General features: G+C 59.9%; 23 protein-coding genes. 11 read left to right on the top strand and 12 right to left on the bottom strand.

Annotated elements, in window-relative coordinates; translation table 11 throughout:
* Positions 1 to 24: 24 nt before the first annotated feature.
* Complete coding sequence (locus QXF46_06515; protein ID MEM0226513.1) at positions 25 to 396, top strand: hypothetical protein; 372 nt, start codon at positions 25 to 27, stop codon at positions 394 to 396.
* On the opposite strand, the gene cyaB is transcribed toward QXF46_06515, so the two are convergent.
* Positions 358 to 876: a class IV adenylate cyclase gene (gene cyaB / locus QXF46_06510; protein MEM0226512.1), complete on the bottom strand. Its 519-nt coding sequence runs from the start codon at positions 874 to 876 to the stop codon at positions 358 to 360. The genes QXF46_06515 and cyaB overlap by 39 nt on opposite strands.
* A complete protein-coding gene (locus QXF46_06505) occupies positions 860 to 1,942 on the bottom strand; it encodes a flippase-like domain-containing protein (protein MEM0226511.1) in 1,083 nt (360 codons plus the stop codon). The genes cyaB and QXF46_06505 overlap by 17 nt, the downstream gene beginning before the upstream one ends.
* A gap of 74 nt (positions 1,943 to 2,016) precedes the next feature.
* Here QXF46_06505 and QXF46_06500 point away from each other — a divergent pair, with 74 nt between their 5' ends.
* On the top strand, positions 2,017 to 2,388 hold the full coding sequence (locus QXF46_06500) for a hypothetical protein (protein ID MEM0226510.1): 372 nt from the start codon (positions 2,017 to 2,019) through the stop codon (positions 2,386 to 2,388).
* Here QXF46_06500 and QXF46_06495 read toward each other — a convergent pair.
* Together QXF46_06495 and QXF46_06490 are read right to left on the bottom strand one after the other, a co-directional pair.
* Entirely contained in the window at positions 2,385 to 3,731 is a 1,347-nt protein-coding gene (locus QXF46_06495; protein MEM0226509.1) for a nucleotide sugar dehydrogenase, read from the bottom strand. The two genes, QXF46_06500 and QXF46_06495, sit on opposite strands and share 4 nt — an antisense overlap.
* Before the next feature lie 94 nt (positions 3,732 to 3,825).
* Complete coding sequence (locus QXF46_06490) at positions 3,826 to 4,467, bottom strand: MBL fold metallo-hydrolase (GenBank protein MEM0226508.1); 642 nt, start codon at positions 4,465 to 4,467, stop codon at positions 3,826 to 3,828.
* A 100-nt stretch (positions 4,468 to 4,567) separates the two neighbouring features.
* Between QXF46_06490 and QXF46_06485 the strand changes: the two genes are divergently transcribed.
* The 4 genes from QXF46_06485 (at position 4,568) to QXF46_06470 (ending at position 8,252) form a co-directional block, all read left to right on the top strand.
* Positions 4,568 to 5,674, top strand: coding sequence for a DegT/DnrJ/EryC1/StrS family aminotransferase (locus QXF46_06485; GenBank protein MEM0226507.1), 1,107 nt, complete (start codon positions 4,568 to 4,570; stop codon positions 5,672 to 5,674).
* Between the two features lie 75 nt (positions 5,675 to 5,749).
* Complete coding sequence (locus tag QXF46_06480) at positions 5,750 to 6,742, top strand: ABC transporter ATP-binding protein (protein ID MEM0226506.1); 993 nt, start codon at positions 5,750 to 5,752, stop codon at positions 6,740 to 6,742.
* A gap of 5 nt (positions 6,743 to 6,747) precedes the next feature.
* A complete protein-coding gene (locus QXF46_06475) occupies positions 6,748 to 7,509 on the top strand; it encodes a hypothetical protein (GenBank protein ID MEM0226505.1) in 762 nt (253 codons plus the stop codon).
* Complete coding sequence (locus tag QXF46_06470) at positions 7,506 to 8,252, top strand: hypothetical protein (protein MEM0226504.1); 747 nt, start codon at positions 7,506 to 7,508, stop codon at positions 8,250 to 8,252. Before QXF46_06475 ends, QXF46_06470 begins: the two co-directional genes overlap by 4 nt.
* A gap of 11 nt (positions 8,253 to 8,263) precedes the next feature.
* On the opposite strand, the gene QXF46_06465 is transcribed toward QXF46_06470, so the two are convergent.
* From QXF46_06465 to QXF46_06455, 3 genes are all read right to left on the bottom strand, one after another.
* Positions 8,264 to 8,467 (bottom strand): 2-hydroxymuconate tautomerase family protein, encoded by a 204-nt coding sequence (locus QXF46_06465; protein MEM0226503.1) that lies wholly within the window; start codon positions 8,465 to 8,467, stop codon positions 8,264 to 8,266.
* A gap of 31 nt (positions 8,468 to 8,498) precedes the next feature.
* Complete coding sequence (locus QXF46_06460; GenBank protein MEM0226502.1) at positions 8,499 to 9,935, bottom strand: hypothetical protein; 1,437 nt, start codon at positions 9,933 to 9,935, stop codon at positions 8,499 to 8,501.
* Between the two features lie 134 nt (positions 9,936 to 10,069).
* Entirely contained in the window at positions 10,070 to 11,029 is a 960-nt protein-coding gene (locus QXF46_06455) for a GDP-mannose 4,6-dehydratase (protein MEM0226501.1), read from the bottom strand.
* Positions 11,030 to 11,201: 172 nt separating this feature from the next.
* Here QXF46_06455 and QXF46_06450 point away from each other — a divergent pair, with 172 nt between their 5' ends.
* Genes QXF46_06450 through QXF46_06435 form a run of 4 tightly spaced genes read left to right on the top strand, consistent with a single transcriptional unit; the run spans position 11,202 to position 13,576 of the window.
* Positions 11,202 to 11,819: an energy-coupling factor ABC transporter permease gene (locus tag QXF46_06450; GenBank protein MEM0226500.1), complete on the top strand. Its 618-nt coding sequence runs from the start codon at positions 11,202 to 11,204 to the stop codon at positions 11,817 to 11,819.
* 9 nt (positions 11,820 to 11,828) lie between these two features.
* Positions 11,829 to 12,119: a PDGLE domain-containing protein gene (locus QXF46_06445; protein ID MEM0226499.1), complete on the top strand. Its 291-nt coding sequence runs from the start codon at positions 11,829 to 11,831 to the stop codon at positions 12,117 to 12,119.
* A gap of 6 nt (positions 12,120 to 12,125) precedes the next feature.
* Positions 12,126 to 12,857: a CbiQ family ECF transporter T component gene (locus QXF46_06440; protein MEM0226498.1), complete on the top strand. Its 732-nt coding sequence runs from the start codon at positions 12,126 to 12,128 to the stop codon at positions 12,855 to 12,857.
* Between the two features lie 2 nt (positions 12,858 to 12,859).
* The gene (locus QXF46_06435; GenBank protein ID MEM0226497.1) at positions 12,860 to 13,576 is read left to right on the top strand and encodes an ABC transporter ATP-binding protein; all 717 of its coding nucleotides are present in this window, start codon (positions 12,860 to 12,862) and stop codon (positions 13,574 to 13,576) included.
* A 102-nt stretch (positions 13,577 to 13,678) separates the two neighbouring features.
* Here QXF46_06435 and QXF46_06430 read toward each other — a convergent pair whose 3' ends face one another.
* Positions 13,679 to 14,005, bottom strand: coding sequence for a nucleotidyltransferase domain-containing protein (locus QXF46_06430; protein ID MEM0226496.1), 327 nt, complete (start codon positions 14,003 to 14,005; stop codon positions 13,679 to 13,681).
* Positions 14,005 to 14,427 carry a HEPN domain-containing protein gene (locus QXF46_06425; GenBank protein MEM0226495.1) on the bottom strand — a complete coding sequence of 141 codons (423 nt, stop codon included), beginning with the start codon at positions 14,425 to 14,427 and terminating at the stop codon, positions 14,005 to 14,007. The genes QXF46_06430 and QXF46_06425 overlap by 1 nt, the downstream gene beginning before the upstream one ends.
* 240 nt (positions 14,428 to 14,667) lie before the next feature.
* Between QXF46_06425 and QXF46_06420 the strand changes: the two genes are divergently transcribed.
* Positions 14,668 to 14,829, top strand: a complete 162-nt coding sequence (locus QXF46_06420; GenBank protein MEM0226494.1) for a hypothetical protein — start codon at positions 14,668 to 14,670, stop codon at positions 14,827 to 14,829.
* A gap of 521 nt (positions 14,830 to 15,350) precedes the next feature.
* Here QXF46_06420 and QXF46_06415 read toward each other — a convergent pair.
* The 3 genes from QXF46_06415 to QXF46_06405 all read right to left on the bottom strand — a co-directional run bounded on the left by QXF46_06415 (position 15,351) and on the right by QXF46_06405 (position 18,405).
* Positions 15,351 to 15,671 carry a hypothetical protein gene (locus QXF46_06415; protein MEM0226493.1) on the bottom strand — a complete coding sequence of 107 codons (321 nt, stop codon included), beginning with the start codon at positions 15,669 to 15,671 and terminating at the stop codon, positions 15,351 to 15,353.
* A gap of 227 nt (positions 15,672 to 15,898) precedes the next feature.
* Positions 15,899 to 16,714 (bottom strand): hypothetical protein, encoded by an 816-nt coding sequence (locus QXF46_06410; protein ID MEM0226492.1) that lies wholly within the window; start codon positions 16,712 to 16,714, stop codon positions 15,899 to 15,901.
* Positions 16,715 to 16,842: 128 nt separating this feature from the next.
* On the bottom strand, positions 16,843 to 18,405 hold the full coding sequence (locus tag QXF46_06405; protein ID MEM0226491.1) for an oligosaccharide flippase family protein: 1,563 nt from the start codon (positions 18,403 to 18,405) through the stop codon (positions 16,843 to 16,845).
* Positions 18,406 to 18,862: the final 457 nt, after the last annotated feature.

Here is an 18,862-nt window from a genome sequence, read left to right as displayed (position 1 = left end):
ATTTAGCTGTCATAAGATAAACGCATGCTTAGGGCGCCGTGTGAGGAGCTTGTAAGGTACGTGCTACCAGCGCTGAGGGGCGCATTGGTAACCTTCATGTACGCGGAAAAGAGGATGAGACAGGTGGATATAGCGAGGCTTGTAGGCATTAGCCAGAGCGCTGTAAGCCGCTACATTAACATGGAGCGAGGGTTGTACAGGAGGATGGTCGATGAGCTGCCCGAGATGAGGAGCCTACTCGAGGGGGCGGTAGCGAAGCTGGAGAAGGGGGAGAACCTCTCGATATGCGACCTATGTAGGGAGATGAGAGACAGGGGTCTCCTGGACAGAGCCATGGAGATCGTAAGAGGCGGGAAATTAGGAGGGGCGGCGCTGAGCCAGAAGTTTGGCTGCTAGCTCCGCGTAGGTCTCCTTCACGATCTCAACAGCCCCGAGCTCAGAAAGTATCGATAGCACCTCGCTCTCGCTATCCCCTTCCACCTCAACGAAGAAGCCCAACCCCTCTACCTCATCGAGAGCCACGGTGATTCTGCCTAGCGCGTACGATTCCCGCCTCTTCCTCACCTTTACGGCCTCTCTGAACCCCAGCTGTTCAAGCAGGAGTTTAGCGGCCTGCGCATCGTCAAGCCCGACTGTGATCTCCAGCCTCGACTTCGCCAGGCTATGCGACCGAGGACCCTTATAGGTGAGTTCAACCCTCCCCTCTGCCACGCGTAGCCTGAGAGCCTCGTCTACCTCGAGCATGCTGCGGCATGGATGCTCGAAGTAGATGTCCTCCTGCGTTTCGATCCCAAGTAGTCGGGCGCCGAGCTTCGCCAGCTTTTCTCGCACGTTTTCCGGATCCGCCCTAGCCTTCACTTCAATTTCTACTTCCACCGTGGACCACCTCTGGGCTCGCTAGAAGGTTTTGCGTCCATTCGAGCCGCGATGTCAGCAGGGTGACTCCTGCAGCGGCTGCCACAATTGCGCCTAAAGCGAGCTCAAACCAAACTTCAACGAACCGAACCAGTATCGTCACGGCCATCGCCGCCGACCTTTCTACGCCGAGAGCGCTGAGGATGACTAGGGTTCCAACCTCTGTAACGCCGAGCGCGGCGGGAATCCCCACGGGTAGAGCTGTCAGGTAGCAGTGGAGCGGAAACGATAGCAGGACGACCCAGAAGTCGACATCGTACCCTACAGCGGTGAAGAGGACGTTCAGCTCAAGCGCTCCGGCCAGCCATTGGAAGAGCATGAGCACTGTTGCAAGAATCATGTAACCCTTCCTCCCCCAAGCCCCTCTAACGGACATGGCGACTGCTTCAACGAAGCTGTCAACCCTCTCCCCTAAGTTCAGGCTGTGGACGTTGTAGAGGCGGGCTACGAGCCTATCGGCGTACCTAGCCAACCTCCGAGAGACCCCTTTCAGGCTCTCAGGCCTTACGAGCACGTAAGATGCGATGAGGGTGCTGAGGATCGCCATCGCGGTCACGATCGAAACGGCCTGCGGAAGGGCCCCCCTAGCCGCAATATCGATCGAGGCGGCAGCTAGGAGGAGGATGAACGCGACGTTGTAGAGGAAGCGGTGGACGACGATCGTCGCTAGGAACTCGGCGTACCCCGCGTTCCTCTTGCTCCTGACGTAAGCGAGGCGAACTAGCTCCCCGGAGACCGACGCTGAAGCCACCAGCTTATCAGCTATCAGGCCGAGCACTGAGGCTACGAAACCGTCAATGAAGCCTATCTCGACGCCGGCGGCCTTCGCTGCAGCGACCCAAGCGAAGGCGAAGAAGGCGATCGATGCGAAATCGAAGAGGCAGGCTAGCGCAACGTACAGGGGGTTTGCGTTGGCTATCCTGATAACCACTGCCCAAGGGTCGCTCAAGATGAAGGCTAGGGTTACGAGCACTGCGCCAACAGCGATCGCTAGCAAGATGCTCGCTTTAACCGGTGACGGCGCCACTGATGGTTCAGACCTTTCCCTTATTAAAGCGTTAGCGGTAGGCAATCCTTTAAGCGCCTTCAAGCACAAAACCTGTGGGCGAGAGGAGACCGCTGCTGGCTAACGGTAGCATAGTAGGCAGCTACGAGCCCCTCTTCAGGTATTGGGAGCGCGTAAAAGAGAAGGGTGGCGAAGAACTGACCATCGGTCGCGAGGAGCTGGAGCTCATCGAGAGGAGGGTTAGGGAGGAGGGGAGGATCTCGCTCCTTCAGCTAAAGAACGAGTTAGTGCAGCGCTTCTTGCCGCGCGTGGACCCGGATGCCGCTAGAGAGGCGTTCGGCAGCTTGGGCATCCAACTCGATGCTAGCGAAGCGCGAAGAAGGATCGCGGAGATCGTCGCTGGATGGGCGCTGGAGGCGGCGAGGACGCTTGGCATCGTCGAGTTTAAAGGCTGGCTCCCCCGCTAGGCGGAGGCTTTCACGAGAGGCCTGCCGACCCCGACGTAGATAACGCCCTTTGGGGGTGATCGCCACTCCTTGACCACGAGCCGCCCGTCAACTATCGCCAGTCGATCGGTTCCGGCTAGCTTCTTCAGGAGCGTCGGAGTGAGATCCGCGTATTCGGGGTGATCGGTCGCTATGACGACTACCTCTTTCCCCCTGACCGCCTCCGCGAGATCGTGGGTAAGGGGGAGTCCAAGATCCCTCAGAGTCCGATCCTCCGCAACATAGGGGTCATGGACGGTGATCAGCTCATAACCCTTCTTCATGAGGTGGTCGATGAGATCGTACGTGGGAGAGAGGCGGGTGTCGTCTATCCCGCCTCTGAACGCTAGCCCCAGTACAGCGATCCTCGGTTTGAGCGACCCCAGCTCTCGCGCGACGATATCCACTAACTCGGCTGTGTACCCCGGCATGGATAGGTTGATCTGCCGTGCAAGCTCGATGAGGGGCAACTCGAGCCCAAGCCTCCTGGCCACGTGGATTAGGAAGCGCGGGTAGACCGGTATGCAGTAGCCCCCGACACCTACGCCCGGCATGTGCAAGTGGCAGTAGGGCTGGCTGTTTGCAGCCGCCCTCACCTCCGAGTAGTCGATACCCAGAGCCGCAGCCAGCTTGGCCAACTCGTTGGCGAGTGCGATGTTCACGTCCCTGTAAACACCCTCGGCCAGCTTCTCGAACTCGGCGGCCGTCGGGCTGGTCATTACGATCACCCCCTTCCTAGCCACCCTCTCGTAGAGGGCGCGGGCGGCTTCGGCGCTACGGGGCCCCACACCGGCCACGACTTTGGGGTATCTCTCCTCGATATCTTCGACCGCTCTGCCCACGTAGACCCGTTCGGGGCTGTAAGCTAGGAGGAGCTCGTCTCCAACGTTGAGCCCGCTAGCCTTCTCGAGGGTTGGTGCAACAACCTCCAGAGTCGTGCCTGGTGGCACAGAGGATTCCACGACGACGAGATCCCCCTCCCGGGCACCTCTGCCAGCGGCTTCAACCGCAGCTTCTAAGCTTGCGAAATCCGGTGTGCCGTCAGATCGAAGGTGTACGGGGACGGTGATTATCTTGACCCTGCACCTACTCGACGCTTCTACGCCGTCGGACGTAGCTTGAAACCTGCCCTCCCGCAGCCCCATTAGGATGGCTTCGCGAACCTTCGATTCAGCGTACCTGACAACCCCCCTGTTTAGCTCGCTAACACGCTCCTCCGATACATCAACACCTACGACCCGGAAACCCGCTCTCAGGAAGACCGCCGCTACGGCTTTCCCAACGTATCCCATCCCGTAAACCGCTACTCGATCCCTTTCGATCACGTGCGATCAAGCCTCCACAGCACTTAACCTTTGCCCCGCTTTAGGAGAGGCTTGCGCAGGTTCTTGCAGCAGAAGGAAATCTCCGCCTGGTCCACTACAGCGTCGCTTCGTAGACTTCGCGGGGTCGGAGGATGACGACGGTGGTTTTGCCAGCGAGCAGCTCGGCTAACCGCTTTGCCTCCTCCAAGCTGCAGTGAACGGGTACGACGAGCTGGGCTCCCACTTCTGTGGCCATCATCGAAGCGCTCTCAGGCGTTGAGAAAGCCGAGCCTCCCGCGGGCAGGAAAGCTAGGTTAGCCTTCAACTTCTGAAGCGGCACGTAACCCGTGTCGCCCGCGAATAGCACGGATGGCCCCCAAGTCACGTAGTACAGGTTTGTGGGGACCTCGTGCTTACCCTCAAGCGCGTAGATCCTTAGCTCGCCGACTCTGAAACCGCGCCTCGGCTTCAGCTCCATCAGCTTGATCGAGGGTACGAAGCTCGCTACAGCTCTGCAAACCTCGCTGGTACCCACGATCAGCGAGCTCTTCATCTCCACGAGCTTCATGACCGTCCTCTCGTGGAAATGATCGTCCAGGTGGTGCGTAAACAGGGTGATCACCGTCCCCCTCAGCTTAACAATGTCATCGTCCGAGAGGTGGTCGGCGGGGTCGAACACGAGCGTGCAATCCTGAACCGTAAGCACCACGCAGGCTCCCCCCATGAAGGAGAAAACCACGCGATTCGCGGATCCCACACCATCACCAGTCCGAATAAGGTGTTAGTCGTTAATTTGCTTTGCTAAATCAAGCTTATTAGCTATCGCTTCGCGGGCGCCGCCGGGATGAAGCTTGCAGGTGCCCATCGCCAGGCCCCTCATGGGCGAGGAGGAGCTTGAGGCTGTGAGAAGGGTTCTCGAGAGCGGGATCATCGCTCACGGCCCTGAGGTTGAGAGCTTCGAGAGGGAGTTCGCTGAGTACGTGGGCGTCGAGTACGCCGTGGCCGTGGCGAACGGCACAGCGGCCCTCGACCTGGTGCTGAAGGCTTACGGCATAGCGCCGGGCGACGAGGTCATCACAACCCCCTTCACGTTCGTAGCCACTGCCAACGCGATCCTCTACCAGGGGGCGAAGCCGGTCTTCGCCGATATCGACCCTAAGACCTACAACATCGACCCCAACAGCGTCCTCGAATCGATCACTCCGCGCTCGAAAGCTATCATTGTAGTGCACTTGTACGGGCAGCCCGCCGACATGAAGGCGCTAAGGGAGATAGCCGACGACCACAAGCTGATTCTAATCGAGGACGCGGCGCAAGCCCATGGAGCCGAGTTCGAGGGGAAAAAGGCCGGCTCCCTCGGTGACGCGGCGATCTTCAGCTTCTATGCCACGAAGAACATGACGACCGGTGAGGGGGGTATGGTGACCACGAACGACCGGAGGATTGCCGAGCGCGTAAAGCTGCTGAGGGACCACGGGCAAGCCGAGAAGTACCTCCACGTCGAATTAGGGTACAACTTGAGGATGACCAGCATCCAGGCGGCAATAGGCCGCGTCCAGCTCCGCAAGCTCGACCGCTTCAACGAGATTAGACGGAGAAACGCTAAATTCCTTACCGAGAGCCTTTCGAGCATCCGGGGCCTCACCCCACCTTACGAGGACCCCAGGGTTAAGCACGTCTACCATCAGTACGTGGTTCGGGTCGAGGACGAGTTCCCGCTAACACGAGACGAGCTGAAGGAGTTCCTCGCGGAAAGGGGTGTGGGTACCGCGATCCACTACCCCCTCCCCGTGTTCATGCAGCCCCTGTACAGGCGGCTCGGATACCCCTCGGACATGTGCCCCAACTCAATCGAAGCCAGCAGGAGGGTTCTCAGCCTCCCAGTGCACCCGGCCCTCGCCGAGCAGCAACTGAGGTACGTAGTCGATTGCCTCAAGGAGGCTGCCTCGAGAGAGCATCGATAGAAAAGTTTATAAACTGGTTATATACGTTTTCTCCCGCCTTTCCAGCCCCCTAAACACTGCTTCCGGGTGATCCTCATGCTCGCGATCGTAGCTCGTGAACTCAGAAAATCGTATGTCGTCCGCACGAGGAAAGGCCTGCTCACGTGGGAGAAGAAGGTAGTCGAGGCGCTGAAAGGAGTCTCGCTCACCGTCAAGAAGGGCGAGATTTTGGGGGTTCTGGGCCATAATGGGGCTGGCAAGAGTACACTCGTGAAGATACTAGCCACGCTCCTGCTGCCGGACAGCGGCGAGGCCGAGATTCTCGGCCTCGACCTGGTTAGGGAGAGAGATGAGGTTAGAAGGATCATCGGCGTATCCCTTAGCGTCGAGAAGGGTTTCTTCCCGAGGTTGACGGCACGAGAGAACCTGAAGTACTTCGGAATGCTTTACGGTTTGAGTGGGAGAGAGCTCGATAGAAGGGTGAAAGAAGCTCTTGAGGCGCTAAGCTTGCAGAAGCACGCAGACAAAATGTACGAGGAACTCTCGTTGGGCATGAAGGCCAGGCTGAGCATCGCTAGGGCCCTCCTTCACGACCCTGAAGTGCTAATCCTGGATGAGCCTACGCTTGGCCTCGACCCCGTGACGGCTAGGCGCGTGAGAGCCCTTCTCGTCAACCTAGCTCGTAGCCAGGGCAAGACCATCCTGCTGACCACGCACAACATGGCGGAGGCCGAGGCTGTTTGCGATAGAGTCGCGATAATGAGCGAGGGGAGGATAGTCGCTGTTGATTCAGTTGAGGGGCTTCGACGAAGGGTGAGCGGCACAGTTTTCCTGGAGCTTAGGCTGCCTAGCTGGGAGAGCTCGCAAGCGATATCCCTCCTAAAGAGGATGCCGGAGGTGACGGTGTCCGCCGTTCACAAGGGGGCTCAAGCCGACCGAGTGCTCATCTCCGCACCGCTCTCGGGAGCCGACGAGGCGCTAATCAACATCCTCCGCGCTCTGAGGAGCTCCGGGTACAAGGTGAGGGGTGTCAGCTTGAGGGAGCCAACGCTTGAGGACGTCTTCATCGAGCTCGTCGGTGCGAGGTGAGCGGCATGAGGAAGGAGCTCAACCTGCTCAAAGCTGGCGCCTACTACGAAGTTAAACTCCTGAAGAACAACCCGGGGGTATTGGCCTTGCTCGTCCTTCGACCGTACGTCGCACTGCTCTTGACGTACTCCCTGGACCGCTCAGGCACGCTCTCCTCCTACTTCCTCCAGAGCCTATCCCTGCTAGCTTCGATCGATGCTGTCTGGGACATCGCCGGGTTGGCTTTGTTGGCTAGGTGGACCGGCAGCCTACCCTACCTCTCGCTTACCCCCTCCAGCTTGAGCAGCGTCCTCGTCCTCACGTACGTGCCCCGCTACGTTATCGAGAGCCTTCTGAAGGCCCTCGCACTATCGCCTCTCCTCTTCCTCGAGCTAGCAGCCCCGGAGGCGCTCAAGATCGTCCTCCTCTCGCTGTTCCTCGTTACGCTCGGCCTACTACCGCTCCTAGGGTTTAGCATGCTTGTAGCATCAGCAACACTGGCCGTCAAGGAAGACGCGCTGTGGCTTGAATGGGTGACACCGGTGCTACTCCTGCTAGCCGGCGTCCTTTACCCCGTCAGCCTGCTACCCGGCTGGGTTAGGGCGCTCTCCAGCGCAATACCGCTGACACACTTGATGGAGGCTTCAGCCGCGCTGCTCAGCGGCAGAGAGGGGTGGGCAGCGAGCCTTGCAGCCGCCCTAGCCCTCTCAGCGGTTCACAACGCAGCCGGAGGCCTGCTGTCCACGCGTGTCGAGCGCAGGCTTTTCAAGCAGGGTGGGTTAACGTGAGGAAGCTACGCGTTTTACTCTGGTTGAACCTCCTCAGGATGAGAAGGAACGCTCTCGCGACCATAGCCGGCTCGCTCACCGATGCTCTTTGGGCACTGGCTGTGCTGGCCGGCGCCCTAGTATCGGGTGCACCGGCTAGGGAGGTGTTCTGGGCCCTTATCGCATGGATACTTGTCGTGAACGTCACGTGGATGCTGGGGGGCTGGCTCGACTACCTTGCGTCGCTGGGGCTCGTTGAGGAGCACCTCATACGCGGAGTAGCACTCTCCCGCCTGTTGCTGTGCAGAGCCCTAACGACTTTCATCTCTGCCGGCTTCTCTTCACTGCTCACCTACATCGGTGCGCAACTGCTTCTGCGGGACGCGCTGACCCCAGCCTCGATACCTCACGCGGTGCTTGCGCTACTTGCGCTAGCACTCCACTCGCTCGCTTACGGCGGAGCCCTCGCAGCTCTATCCCTCACGGTGCTAATCCCCAGCTACTTGTTGGACTTCATCAGCTTCGCCTTCCTTGGCATACTCCTGCTCCCACTCCCACCAGATCAGGTCGAGAAGCTCGCCTGGCTGCCGATCGTGGGCCCCGCGTACCTGCTGAAGGCCTCAGCTGCAGCCCCTCCGCCGCTTACTGCTCTCGCCGCTTCGGCCGCCTTGGCCGCTCCTCTCCTGGCTCTCGCGCTAGCCCTAATCAAGCTGGCATCGGCTAGGATAGAGAAAAGAGGTGTGAAGGTCACGAGTGCTATCTAGCGGGAAAAGCGCTAAGGCTGCTGCACCCCCTTGAACTTCTCGCTGGCTTGAACGCCGCCTACCCCCCAGTTCTCCTTCGGAACTTCGTGTATTAGCACTTCTACAGCGCTTTCAGGAATTCCCAGGTCGGTGAACACCCTAGTTATACCGGCGATAATCCTTCTCTTCGCCTCGTCCGATAGACCCTTCCACACGTAGACGTGCACGACAGGCATGGCCTCCCCCATTACGCGCAGGCAGGGTCTTTCAAGCTTTCAGCTGCTCCACCACTTGCTTTAGTAGATCTTCGGCCTTCAGCGAGCCGGAGTGAACGTCCTCGACGCGCGTGTTCACGAACGTAAAGATCCTGGTGAGGAGATCCCACGGCTCGTCGTCGATCTTGACGAGGCCGAAGTTGCTGTTTTCGCCGTCGAAGCGGCCTTGCGCGGGCTGATCGGTGTACTGGAACCAGTGGTAGCCCACAACGAAGGGGAGCTCGACGATGCTGAGCACGTAGCGGGCCGTGTAGTAGGCCCTCTCCCTCTGGTCGCGAACGGGCTGGCCAGCGCCCCTCGTGTTGGGGAGCCCCGAGTCCATGGCTTTGTATGAGAACTCAGTCACCATCACCGGCTTACCCGTCACCTCGTACACCCAGCGTAGCACGCCGACCGGCGGCTCGTGGTTCCCGTAAGTGTAGTAGTTCAGCGTGACTACATCGGCGTACCTGCCAACCACCTCAAGAACCTCTCGGGGTGGAGGACCTGCGAACCGTACTCCTAGAATCAGGTGGTTGGGATCGTAGCTCCTAACAGCGTTCACCCCCACGCTCATGTAGCGCTCAGCGAAGGCGCGCAGGAAGAGGCTGCGGGCAGAATCGAAAGGCCCGCCGGCGGGGAGATCGCCCGTGAAGCGGAGTAGATCGTCAAAGCTTCGAAGAGTTACCCCGAGTGACGCACCGAGCCTTTCCAAATCCCCGCCAAACGCTTCGACCAGAGCTTCAGCGGCAACCCTCTTGCCCGGCGCGTCAGCGGGCAGCTTGATGAAGTCGTCGAGGAGATGCCTCGGGGACCGCCAGTCGGGACCCCACCTCAGCTCGTTGTCCAGGAAGTAGCCGATCAGCAGCGGGTCGCGAGCCCTAGGAGCGCACTTCTTAGCTGCTACGCTCCTCGCGTGCTCCTCGAACTTTGGGTCGAAGATGTCTGGAACCCTTCCCGTGACCCAATCGAAACCGTAGCTGGCCATTACGTCGAGTATCAGCGTGTACGGCATCTGGGTGAAGAGCGGCTCGTAGGACCACGAACCGATCGTGTTGAAGCCCCAGCTGCGCAGTCTCAACACCGTTGCTTCCAGCCACGAATCGAAGCTCCCATACTTGCCTCGCACAGCCCTCTCGTAGGGGGAATACCCCAGGGCCGGCGAGTAGTCCCCGTACGGGCTAACGTGGTTCACCCCCTTCGATACGAAGGCGCAGCCGAGCGGGTCGACAAGCCAGTAGGTCCCGTTACGCTGAGCCACGTAGAAGAAGCCCCGGGCCTCGAACCAGCACATCCCGCGGTGCCCCCCGAAGATGTTGTAGCGATCCAAGCCGAGGCTCAGTTCAACTTGAGTAGCAGCACCTCCACTCTCCCGTTTGAGGGTGAAAGCCGTTAAGGCTACCACCAATGCGATGGAGAGAACCACGTTTAAGAGCTTACTCCTGTCCACAGTATGCCCCCGCGACTTTGCTTAAAGGTTACCCCTGCGCTGGGGCGCTCAATCAGCTCAGAACGCGGAACTCCCAGCGGGCGGCGGGGAACTAATAGTGGTGCGCTTGCCGCCCAGACGAGCTGAACCCTCTGCTAGGCCTTCTGGATTTCGCGCAGGATGCTTCTCGCAGCTTCGGCTACAGCTTCCCTGCTCTTCAGCTTGGGTTTCCATCCGAGGCTCTTGAGCTTCTCGATCTTCAACGCGACGCGCTTGACGTCGCCAGGCCACCCCACACCGTGTAGAACCGGCTTGTAGACGAACTCTACGCGCCTCAACCCCATAGCGCCCACAACAATTTCAGCAACCTCCCTAACCGTTATCCAATCCTCGCTAGCCACGTTGTACACTTCATAGCCCCCCGCCGACTTCTCCCACGCTGTAATCGTCGCTTCCACTGCGTCGCTAACGTGGATGTAGCTGCGGGTTTGCGTCCCGTCGCCCAGGATCTCCAACACGCTGGGATTCCCCCTCAACTTGACTATGAAGTCGTAAACGGCTCCGTGCCTCAACCTCGGTCCAACAACGTTGGCGTAACGGAGCACCACAACTCTGATGCCGTAGAGCCTGGAGTACGCGTGCATTAGGTTCTCGCAGGCGGCTTTGCTCGCCCCGTAGACGGAAACGGGCCTCACAGGCGCATCTTCACCCACGGGGATCTCGTCCGGCTCCCCGTAGACACTGCTCGACGAGGCGAAGACTAGGTCGCGAACGCCGCTCTTCCTCATAGCCTCGAGGAGGTTGAAGGTGGCTACGACGTTCTCGCTGAAGTGCACCTCCGGATTCGTCGTGCTTACGCGCACCTCCGGATTCGCAGCCAGGTGGAAAACCGCCTGAGCCCCCTTGACAGCCTCGTATGCCTCCTCAGGGCTCTTTAGATCCAGCTTCAGGAACTCAACGTTGCTGCTCTCGAGGTGATGCTTGATGTTATCAAGGGTTCCGCTGCTGAGGTTATCAACGACGCGGATCCGCCAACCCCTCGCGACCAAGTGGTCCACCAGGTGGCTCCCAATAAACCCCGCCCCTCCGGTGACAACGAGTAGCCCACCGCTCATCTTTAAGCCACCGCTCGGTAAAGGCAGCTCGGATTAAAACGCTTTGGGTTAACCACACGCGCCCGAATGGGCTGTGCCTTGATGGAAGCTGAATGCAAAGTTTATGCCTCAACTCTGGTGTTACTTTACTTGAATAAAGTAATATTTATAAAGCCCATCACACCCGCCTGCCGTGCACATCCCGGACGGCTACTTGGACCCGGTTAGCTGCGCTGCCACGTACCTGATCACCCTAGTTTTCGCGTTTTTTGCGGTCAAGAGGGCCAAGCTGGAGGGGGAGGAGCGGAAGCATCTACTGCCTGTCCTAGCGGCAGCCATCTTCGTGGCCCAGATGCTCAACTGGCCTCTGCCCGGAGGTACCTCCCTCCACTTTCTCGGCGCCGCGCTAGCCGGCATCCTGCTGGGCCCCTGGCTCGGCTTCCTCACGATGACGCTGGTGCTGCTAGTTCAAACGCTCGTGTTTCACGACGGTGGGATCACAACATTGGGGGCGAACCTGCTCAACATGGCTGTGGTAGCCGTGCTCACGGGATACTACGTCTACAAGGCCCTCCCCGAGCGTTTTGGTGCGGCAAGGCCGTTCCTAGCGGGCTGGCTCAGCGTTACCTTGGCCGGTTTAGCGTGCGGGATCGAGCTGGGATTGTCGGCACAGTTCCTCTACGGCCTAGCGGTTACGGTTCCGGTGATGGCTGGGTGGCACGCGGTGCTCGGGGTAATCGAAGGGGCCGCCACAGCGGCCGTGTACTCGTACTTGAGGGGGCGCCTACCTCTTTCGGCGGGATCAAGGTAGGTGGGATTGATGCGCGCGCTTAAGGAGCATAGGAGAGCTCTCACCGTGATCATAGTGCTCGCGCTCGCCAGCCCCATCTTCGGCGTGTTCCTGTCCGAGCTCGTGGGTTACCACGAACCCCTAGACTTAGCCGCCGCGCTTCTAGGCCTCGAGGAGTTGACGGAGAAGATCACGTGGACCCCGCTCGCGGATTACACGGTGCCGGGGCTTCCGGACTGGCTCGGCTACGCGGTTTCCGGCTTGCTCGGCGCAGCCCTAGTCCTCGCCTTAGGCTACCTGTTCCTCAAGCTGTTGAAGTGACTGGGCGTGAGGTACCGGCCTTTAGCCCCAGCGCTCCTCGAGCAGTTGGGCGCGATTCTCGACGAGCTGAGCTCGACGGGGAAGCCTCCGGCGGACCCGTGGATCGTCCTCCTCTCGGGCTTGCTACTGAACGTAGTGGCGTCCTTCGCTCGCAGCCCGTTGGTACCAGTGCTGGCGCTGGCCTTCGGAGCCCTCCTCTCATCGATCTCGCGTAAGCTTAAGGCTTGGCTGAAGACTACGCTGCTCGTAGCGGCCTTCACTTCGGTTGTAGCGGCTCCAGCGGCTTTGCAGGGAGGGCTACCTGAGGCCTTACTACTACTGGCTCGGGCTTCCGGCGCGGCAGGAGCCTTCATTGGAGCTGTGGCTTCCCTAGGCTGGTTCTGGCTGCTCTTCGGGTTGAGCCAGCTCAGGCTCCTCAACCCTTTGACTTGGCAGCTGTGGTTGACGATCCGGATGATACCCGCGTTCTCAAGGGCTGCGGCGAGAATGCTGGCGGCACGCGAAGCGAGAGTATTCGTCAGCAGCAGGAAGGCTGCGCTTGAGGCAGCCGGCAGCACGCTGGGGGATCTGCTGCTCGAAGGCTACAGGAGGGCGAGGGCCTTATCCATGGCTGTGGCAGCAAGGGCTTTCGTGGACAAGCCCCAACCGCTCAACTTCCGGCCGCGCTTGAGCTGGAGTGAGGCTGCGCTCATGGGCTACGCTGCGTTGACCACCGCGCTCTTCATCGCGGGTGCGTGACCGTGCTCGAGTGCAGGGATCTGTGGGTGAGCTACCCCGGTACCGGGGTCGTCCTGAAGGGGGTGTCGCTGCGTCTTAAGCGGGGCGAGATCGCGTTCGTGATCGGCCCCAACGGAGCCGGAAAGACGACACTCCTCCTCACCCTCGCCGGCCTGCTGAAGCCCGACCGCGGCGAAGTGCTCCTGGATGGGAGGAGCCTCTGGGAGCAGATACCCGGGGCTCGAAGGAGGATTGGGGTCCTCTTCCAGAACCCTGACGATCAGCTCTTCAACCCGACCGTGAGGGATGAGCTCTTCTTCACGCTAAACCAGCTGGGTCTACCGGAGGGCGAGAAGCGGGAGAGGGTTCAGAAGGTTGCGCAGGAGCTGGGCGTCGCTCATCTGCTCGACCGCCCCACCTTCGCCCTTAGCGCGGGTGAGAAGAAGCGCGTCGCGCTCGCCTCCATCCTGGTGTACGAGCCGGAAATCCTCCTCCTCGACGAACCAACCGCTAACCTCGACCCTGCGACCACAGCCCTGCTCGTCTCGACGGTATGCAAAGCTAGGAGCAAGGGCAAAGCCATCCTCATCGCGACGCAAGACACTACGCTAGCTGAGAGCCTCGCCGATCGAGTGATCTTGCTCAACGAGGGTACCATCGCGTGGGAAGGGCCTCCACCCCTTCCCCGCGAAGTGCTTGAGAGAAGCGGGATGCTCGCGCACTTTACCCCCTGCAGCTGAACACACGCCACGAACCACGACCCGAAACAGTTTCTCCACGATCATCCGGCGGAGACGCCCGGGTCCGGAGCGCTTTTCCCGGAATGTTGAACCAGCTAGTACCTAGGCCCCTTCGCTGGGGTGGGCCAGCGGGATCAGCACGCGGTACCGCTTGGCGCTTTCGGGCCCGACGATGTGCAGCTCTACGGGTAGGTTTAGAGGTACTCCCAGCTTATCCATCTCCTCGTGGATCTTAGCCCTCAGCTCCACAGCCTCCTCAAACGTCGGTTCGCGCGGCAGCACTACAACCACGTCAACATCGCTCAAAGCTGTGAGCCTCCCCTCCGCAGCTCCACCCGTCAGGTAAGCCCTGGCGCCAGGTGCAGCGCGGGCTACGGCTTCAACTACGACGCCTAGGTACATTTTCCAGCGAACCAGTGCCCTAAGCATCACCCGAACACCTCCTTCTCGATCTTCTCGAGCACACCGACAATACTTTCAGCAGCCTCTACGAGCTTCCCCGCCTGCTCCCTGCTGTAGCTGAAGACTCCGTAGATTGAGCGCACGTGGCCTTCCTCAAGCTCCGCTATGACCCTCCTGTTCCTCCTTACGTATTCGATGAGCTCCTCCGCCTCCTTGCGGAACCCCTTCTCCTCGAGAACGGAGACCAAAAGCCCAATCAGTGCCCGGATGCTATGCCCCCTCACCTCTTCGCCAGCGACTCTGTACAGGATCGCTTTAACGAGTAACCGAGCGGCGTACTCCGCGTTCAGAACTGCCAAGTCGTATTCGCCACTAAAAAGGAGCTGCTTAGCTAGTCTGAGCATGGATCGCGATCTCCTCTTAAGAAGCTCCACGTACTCGCCACTCACGACTCAGAGCACTAGCTCACAATTATTCTATTTATCGATCCACGCTCGGGCACCCCCCACTTCTCCGGTTCAACAGAGGCGGCCCCGCTCTCCAGCAACACCTTAGATCGCCGGGGTGGGCGCTATAGGGTCAATTTGGAGGGAACCTACGCACCTCCTCTAGTACCGAGTCAGTTAGGGTACGCAGGCTTTGCGTGTCTAACACGGGTAGGAGCAGCATTCGGGTTTAAGTGGAGCTAGATGCTGCATGAGCTCCGCAGAGATGCAAGCCTCCCCACTATGAGCGCTTCGTTCAACGTTAAGATCGGCGGGGAGCTGAAAGCCAAAATGCGGAGGCATGCAAGTAGAACGAACTGGGCAGAGAACGTGAGAGGATCCATTGGAAGGAGGATAGGGGGCTGAAGGCAGAGGAGAGCTTAAGGCTCGTGGCTAAGGAGCTGGAAGGAGGGGGAGTGGTCTGTCCCCTCGGCTTTTCTGTAAGCTCCATGAGGGAGGATCGTGATAGCAGTTAGCGCATCAGCTCTCGCAGCTTTCTCCCTCTGGGAGTAAGGGTGATAACAGTTAGCCAAGTACGTGGTCGTAACTGTTGCTCTGGATCGGGCATCGACGTCAGGGGCAGCAAAAACCCGTCAACTGTACTAGGGCGCTTTAAGGCGAGGACTTTAGGCCAAGCATGCTTTACGCCTTGTATTGATTGCACATCTCGGCTCGCGAGCTAGGCTGACCATCGACCGACGATCAGAGCGTAAGAGAGATTAAGAACGCGTGGGCATCGAAGGTGCTTGTTTTATCGGCTTTCGCAACCGCAGCAGCCTCTACGAGTCCCTAGATATGCAAGGGTTAGTGTCGTTAGGTAGATAGGGGGTAAAACCCCTTCTTGTGTTGTTTTCTGCATAACGCTGCAAGTTGGGGTCGGGCTTCCCCTATACGGCTAGCAGCCCGACGTACTCCAGCTCGCCGGTGACGGGATTGACCCGGTAGCCCATGCTCTCCAGCGCTACGACGCCTAGGACTGCAGCATCCCCCTCCTCCGCCATCACGACTTCCACCACTGTTTCATGCTCCCCGTACCTTATCCTGGCGAAAGACGTCGAACGCTCGATGACCTTGCCCTCTATCGTCCTGAAGAGCTTCTTATACTCCGGTTTCACACCAATCCTTTCCAGTACTTTTCGCGGTATCCAAGGCAGCATCGCGCCAGTATCTACTGTGAGCTCCACATCCTCCCTGAGCTCTGGATTCACGGGATTAGAGATGGTCACCTTCACACTCGTTAAACCCATACTTGCGAACCGCCCTCCCCTAAGCGGTAAGAGCGGGGCAAAGCAAAATGAAGGTGTCGCTAGCGCCCCGAAGCTGCTGATACCGAATTCCGGTTCATTCAGCCTTCTTGGCTCTCCATTGCAACCATTACACCTCAATTCCACGTTGAGCGGCGTCGGTAGGGCTTGGTAGAAACTGCCACCTTCTGTTACCCGCTCGTTGAGACGAGCCTCAGCCTCCCCCCTCCTAGGGGGTCTGGGCCGAGCCGGTTGTTGACGTTCTCAACGGCCTTTACCCACCCAACCCCTTTCGCCACGGCCTCCTCGACGAGCGCCTCAAGGCCCTCGTCCATGTGCTCGGGGGATACCTTCCAGTCCCAGGAGATGAAGTAGGTCACCCCCTTGCTTAGGAGGGCATCGGCTAGCAGCCTTCCCGCGAGACCGTAGCAGGAGGCCACTATGACCACCGAACCCTCCCTGAACCTCCCTTCCAACCCCTCGAAGAAGATCGGGGTGAGAGCGAAGACGGAGACCGCGTTTTCGCCGAGCTGGAAATCCCCCCTGACAACCTCCTCCCTCAACCTCTCGAAGTAGTACTTGCAGGAGAGGGGTAGGCACTCGCTGAACTCCTCCCCCGTGAATACCACTGGCGCAGCATCGCCGAGAACCCTCCCCCCTAGAACCTCGCCGGCCTTGAAGTAGGCACCGTGGCAGCGCACGATTACAACGTCGTAAGCGGTCAGGTTCCTGAAGGCGTCCACAGTGGCGTCCCTGCCCTTGATCACCTTCACGCTGTACCCAGCGTCTGAGAAAGTTTGTACGAGCCGCGCTAGCAGCCGATCGTTAGGCGTCCAATCGTAAAGGGAGTCGATGATCAACGCGCTCTTCCCAACGCCAGTGCTCGGCCGGCGGGGAGGAGTGAGCAGCACAGCGATCAAGATTACCAGGAGCGCCGCGAGCAACGTTGCGGCCGCCCATAGGCCAAGCTTCCTCAAAGCCTTCCTCGGCGCCCTTCTACGGGGCACGTGATGCACCAGTCACCGCCCCTCTTTAACTCTGCGCGAGGCTGCTTGAGACCAACCCGGAAAACTCTCGCTACCGCGTCGCTCCCGTGAAGGTTGTCTAGAGGGAACGAACGGGCGCCCCCCTCTCCTCACGGTGTTTTGTGCAGGAGGTTTTCAGTAGCTCGGAGTAAAACGCTCTCCAGCTTAAGCACTGGTCGAGCGAGGGTTCTCAGGGGCTCGCGCGAGAACGCCGCCTCTAGTGACTCTAGATCCGCTCTCTCGAGGCAGCCTGTTAGTGGCAGTAGGGCACCGTAAGCGGCCAGGAAAGCGGCGGCTGAGGCGGCGAGGCGGAGGATGTAGTGGGCCCTAAGGTGGCCGAGCACGACTACCACCGCTGCGGCCGAGAGGGCGGACGCGCACACCAGCACCGCGGTTCTCCAATCGATGCTCGCATCCCTCTTGACAGCTTCCCTCAAACCGTAGAGCGTGGAAGCGAGGTTTGAGAGGAGGGTGGCGATAATGACGCCGAAGACGCCGAGCCACGGCGCGAGCGCGGCCGATAGAGGCACGAAGAGAGCGGCGTTGGTGAGCGTCACCGCAAAGAGGACGCGCGTCTCGCCGATCCCCTGGAAGAAGCTCGCTAGAACGGCGCTGCCGAGACCGCTCCAGAGGAGGCTGACGGCGTTGAGGGAAAGGTAGGCTGGAGCGAGAGCGTACGCCCCCCCGTAGACGAGCCTCACTAGGTCTCTAGCCGCGACAATCGTGAAGGCACCTGCGGGGACTAGGACGAGGGAGGAGTACTTGACCGCGTAGCGGAAAGCCCTCCCCGCTTCTCCCTTCTCCATCCTTGAGAACGCGGGGAAGAGGGCCGACGATATGGGGAAGGAGACCAGCTGGAGGAGCGCGACGAAGTTGGCGGCCACCTTCAGGTTGCCCACCTCCTCATCCGTAGCAACCCACGCTATGATGGAGTTCTGGTACGTCGCCAGCGAGGTGCTCAACGCAACCGAGGTGTAGAGGGGGAGGCCGTACCTCAGCAAGGGCCGCAGCTCCCCCCACGGCGCAGCCCTCAGCTCCCGAAACCTCGCCTTCAGCATCGCTACCCCCAGAGCCGCAGCTGCAGCGTGACCCGCTACGAAGCCCGCCAGAGCCCCCTCGCAGCCGAACCTCAGCGCGAGGAGGGGCGAAGCTACGCTCCTCACCGCGTCCCGAGCCACCGGCAGCAGAGCTAAAGCCTTGGCGTCGCTGAGGCCCAGCAGCGCTGCGGAAGCCACGTTGAAGAGCGTATCAACAATCACCAGGGGGAGCATTAAGCGGGCAAGCGGGGCTAAATCCGGCCGGTTGAGGAGCGCCTGCGAGAGCTGCTCAGCCAGCGCGAAACCGACAGCAGCTGCACCGAGCGAGGCGAGAAGGTTGAAGCGGAGGACCACACCGACGAGCTGCGCCGCCGACCTGGAATCCCCCTGCGCCACCGCCCTAGACACCTCCCTAGTCAGAGCCGCGGTTGTGCCGAAACCCGTACCCAGCATCAGCAGGCCCGCAACGGTGGGGGCAAGCGAGTACCTGCCGTAGCCTTCAGGGCCCAGTATCCTCGCCAGAATGATGGACGAGATGCCCGCTACAAACGTAGCCAGCACCTGCCCCCCAAACAGCGAGAACGCGACTAGAGCGCTCTCACTCGCCGCATCGGAAATCCTGCTCTGCCCCCCCATTCAACCCGCCAGGAAGCAATACTTGAAAAACGTTTCCCAACCCGCAGTCACCCACGCGTGACCCTAGTCAAATTGCAGGATTCCCGCGGCAATACGTAACCGGCGTCGATCAAAAGATGTTGCTAAGACTCGCGAAAGAGGTGACCATCGGACCATGCCTTGCTCGCAACCACGCTCAGAGCGATGCATTTCCAAGCACATTAAAACCGATTTCACCGGTAATGGTTGAGCGTGAAGGCACTCCTAACCCGAGCAAGCTAGGGGCGGATAACGTAGAGAAGGGAGTCTTTGGTGCTCTGAAGAAGTGAAACGCGCTCACGCGAGAAGGGATAGCAATGGATAAAGAAGCGCGGACGCATCGATGGTATAGCTCCAACGTAACCCCCAAAGTAACCTAGAAAAGAGGGGGGACAGCCTCGCATTGGGAAACATCCTTGATGGAACTACCGGGCGATCT

The sequence above is a fragment of the Thermofilaceae archaeon genome (assembly GCA_038731975.1).
Taxonomy (GTDB): domain Archaea; phylum Thermoproteota; class Thermoprotei; order Thermofilales; family Thermofilaceae; genus JANXEW01.
The sequence above is the reverse complement of the archived record's forward strand: the minus strand, read 5'-3'. Positions and strand labels throughout refer to the sequence as shown.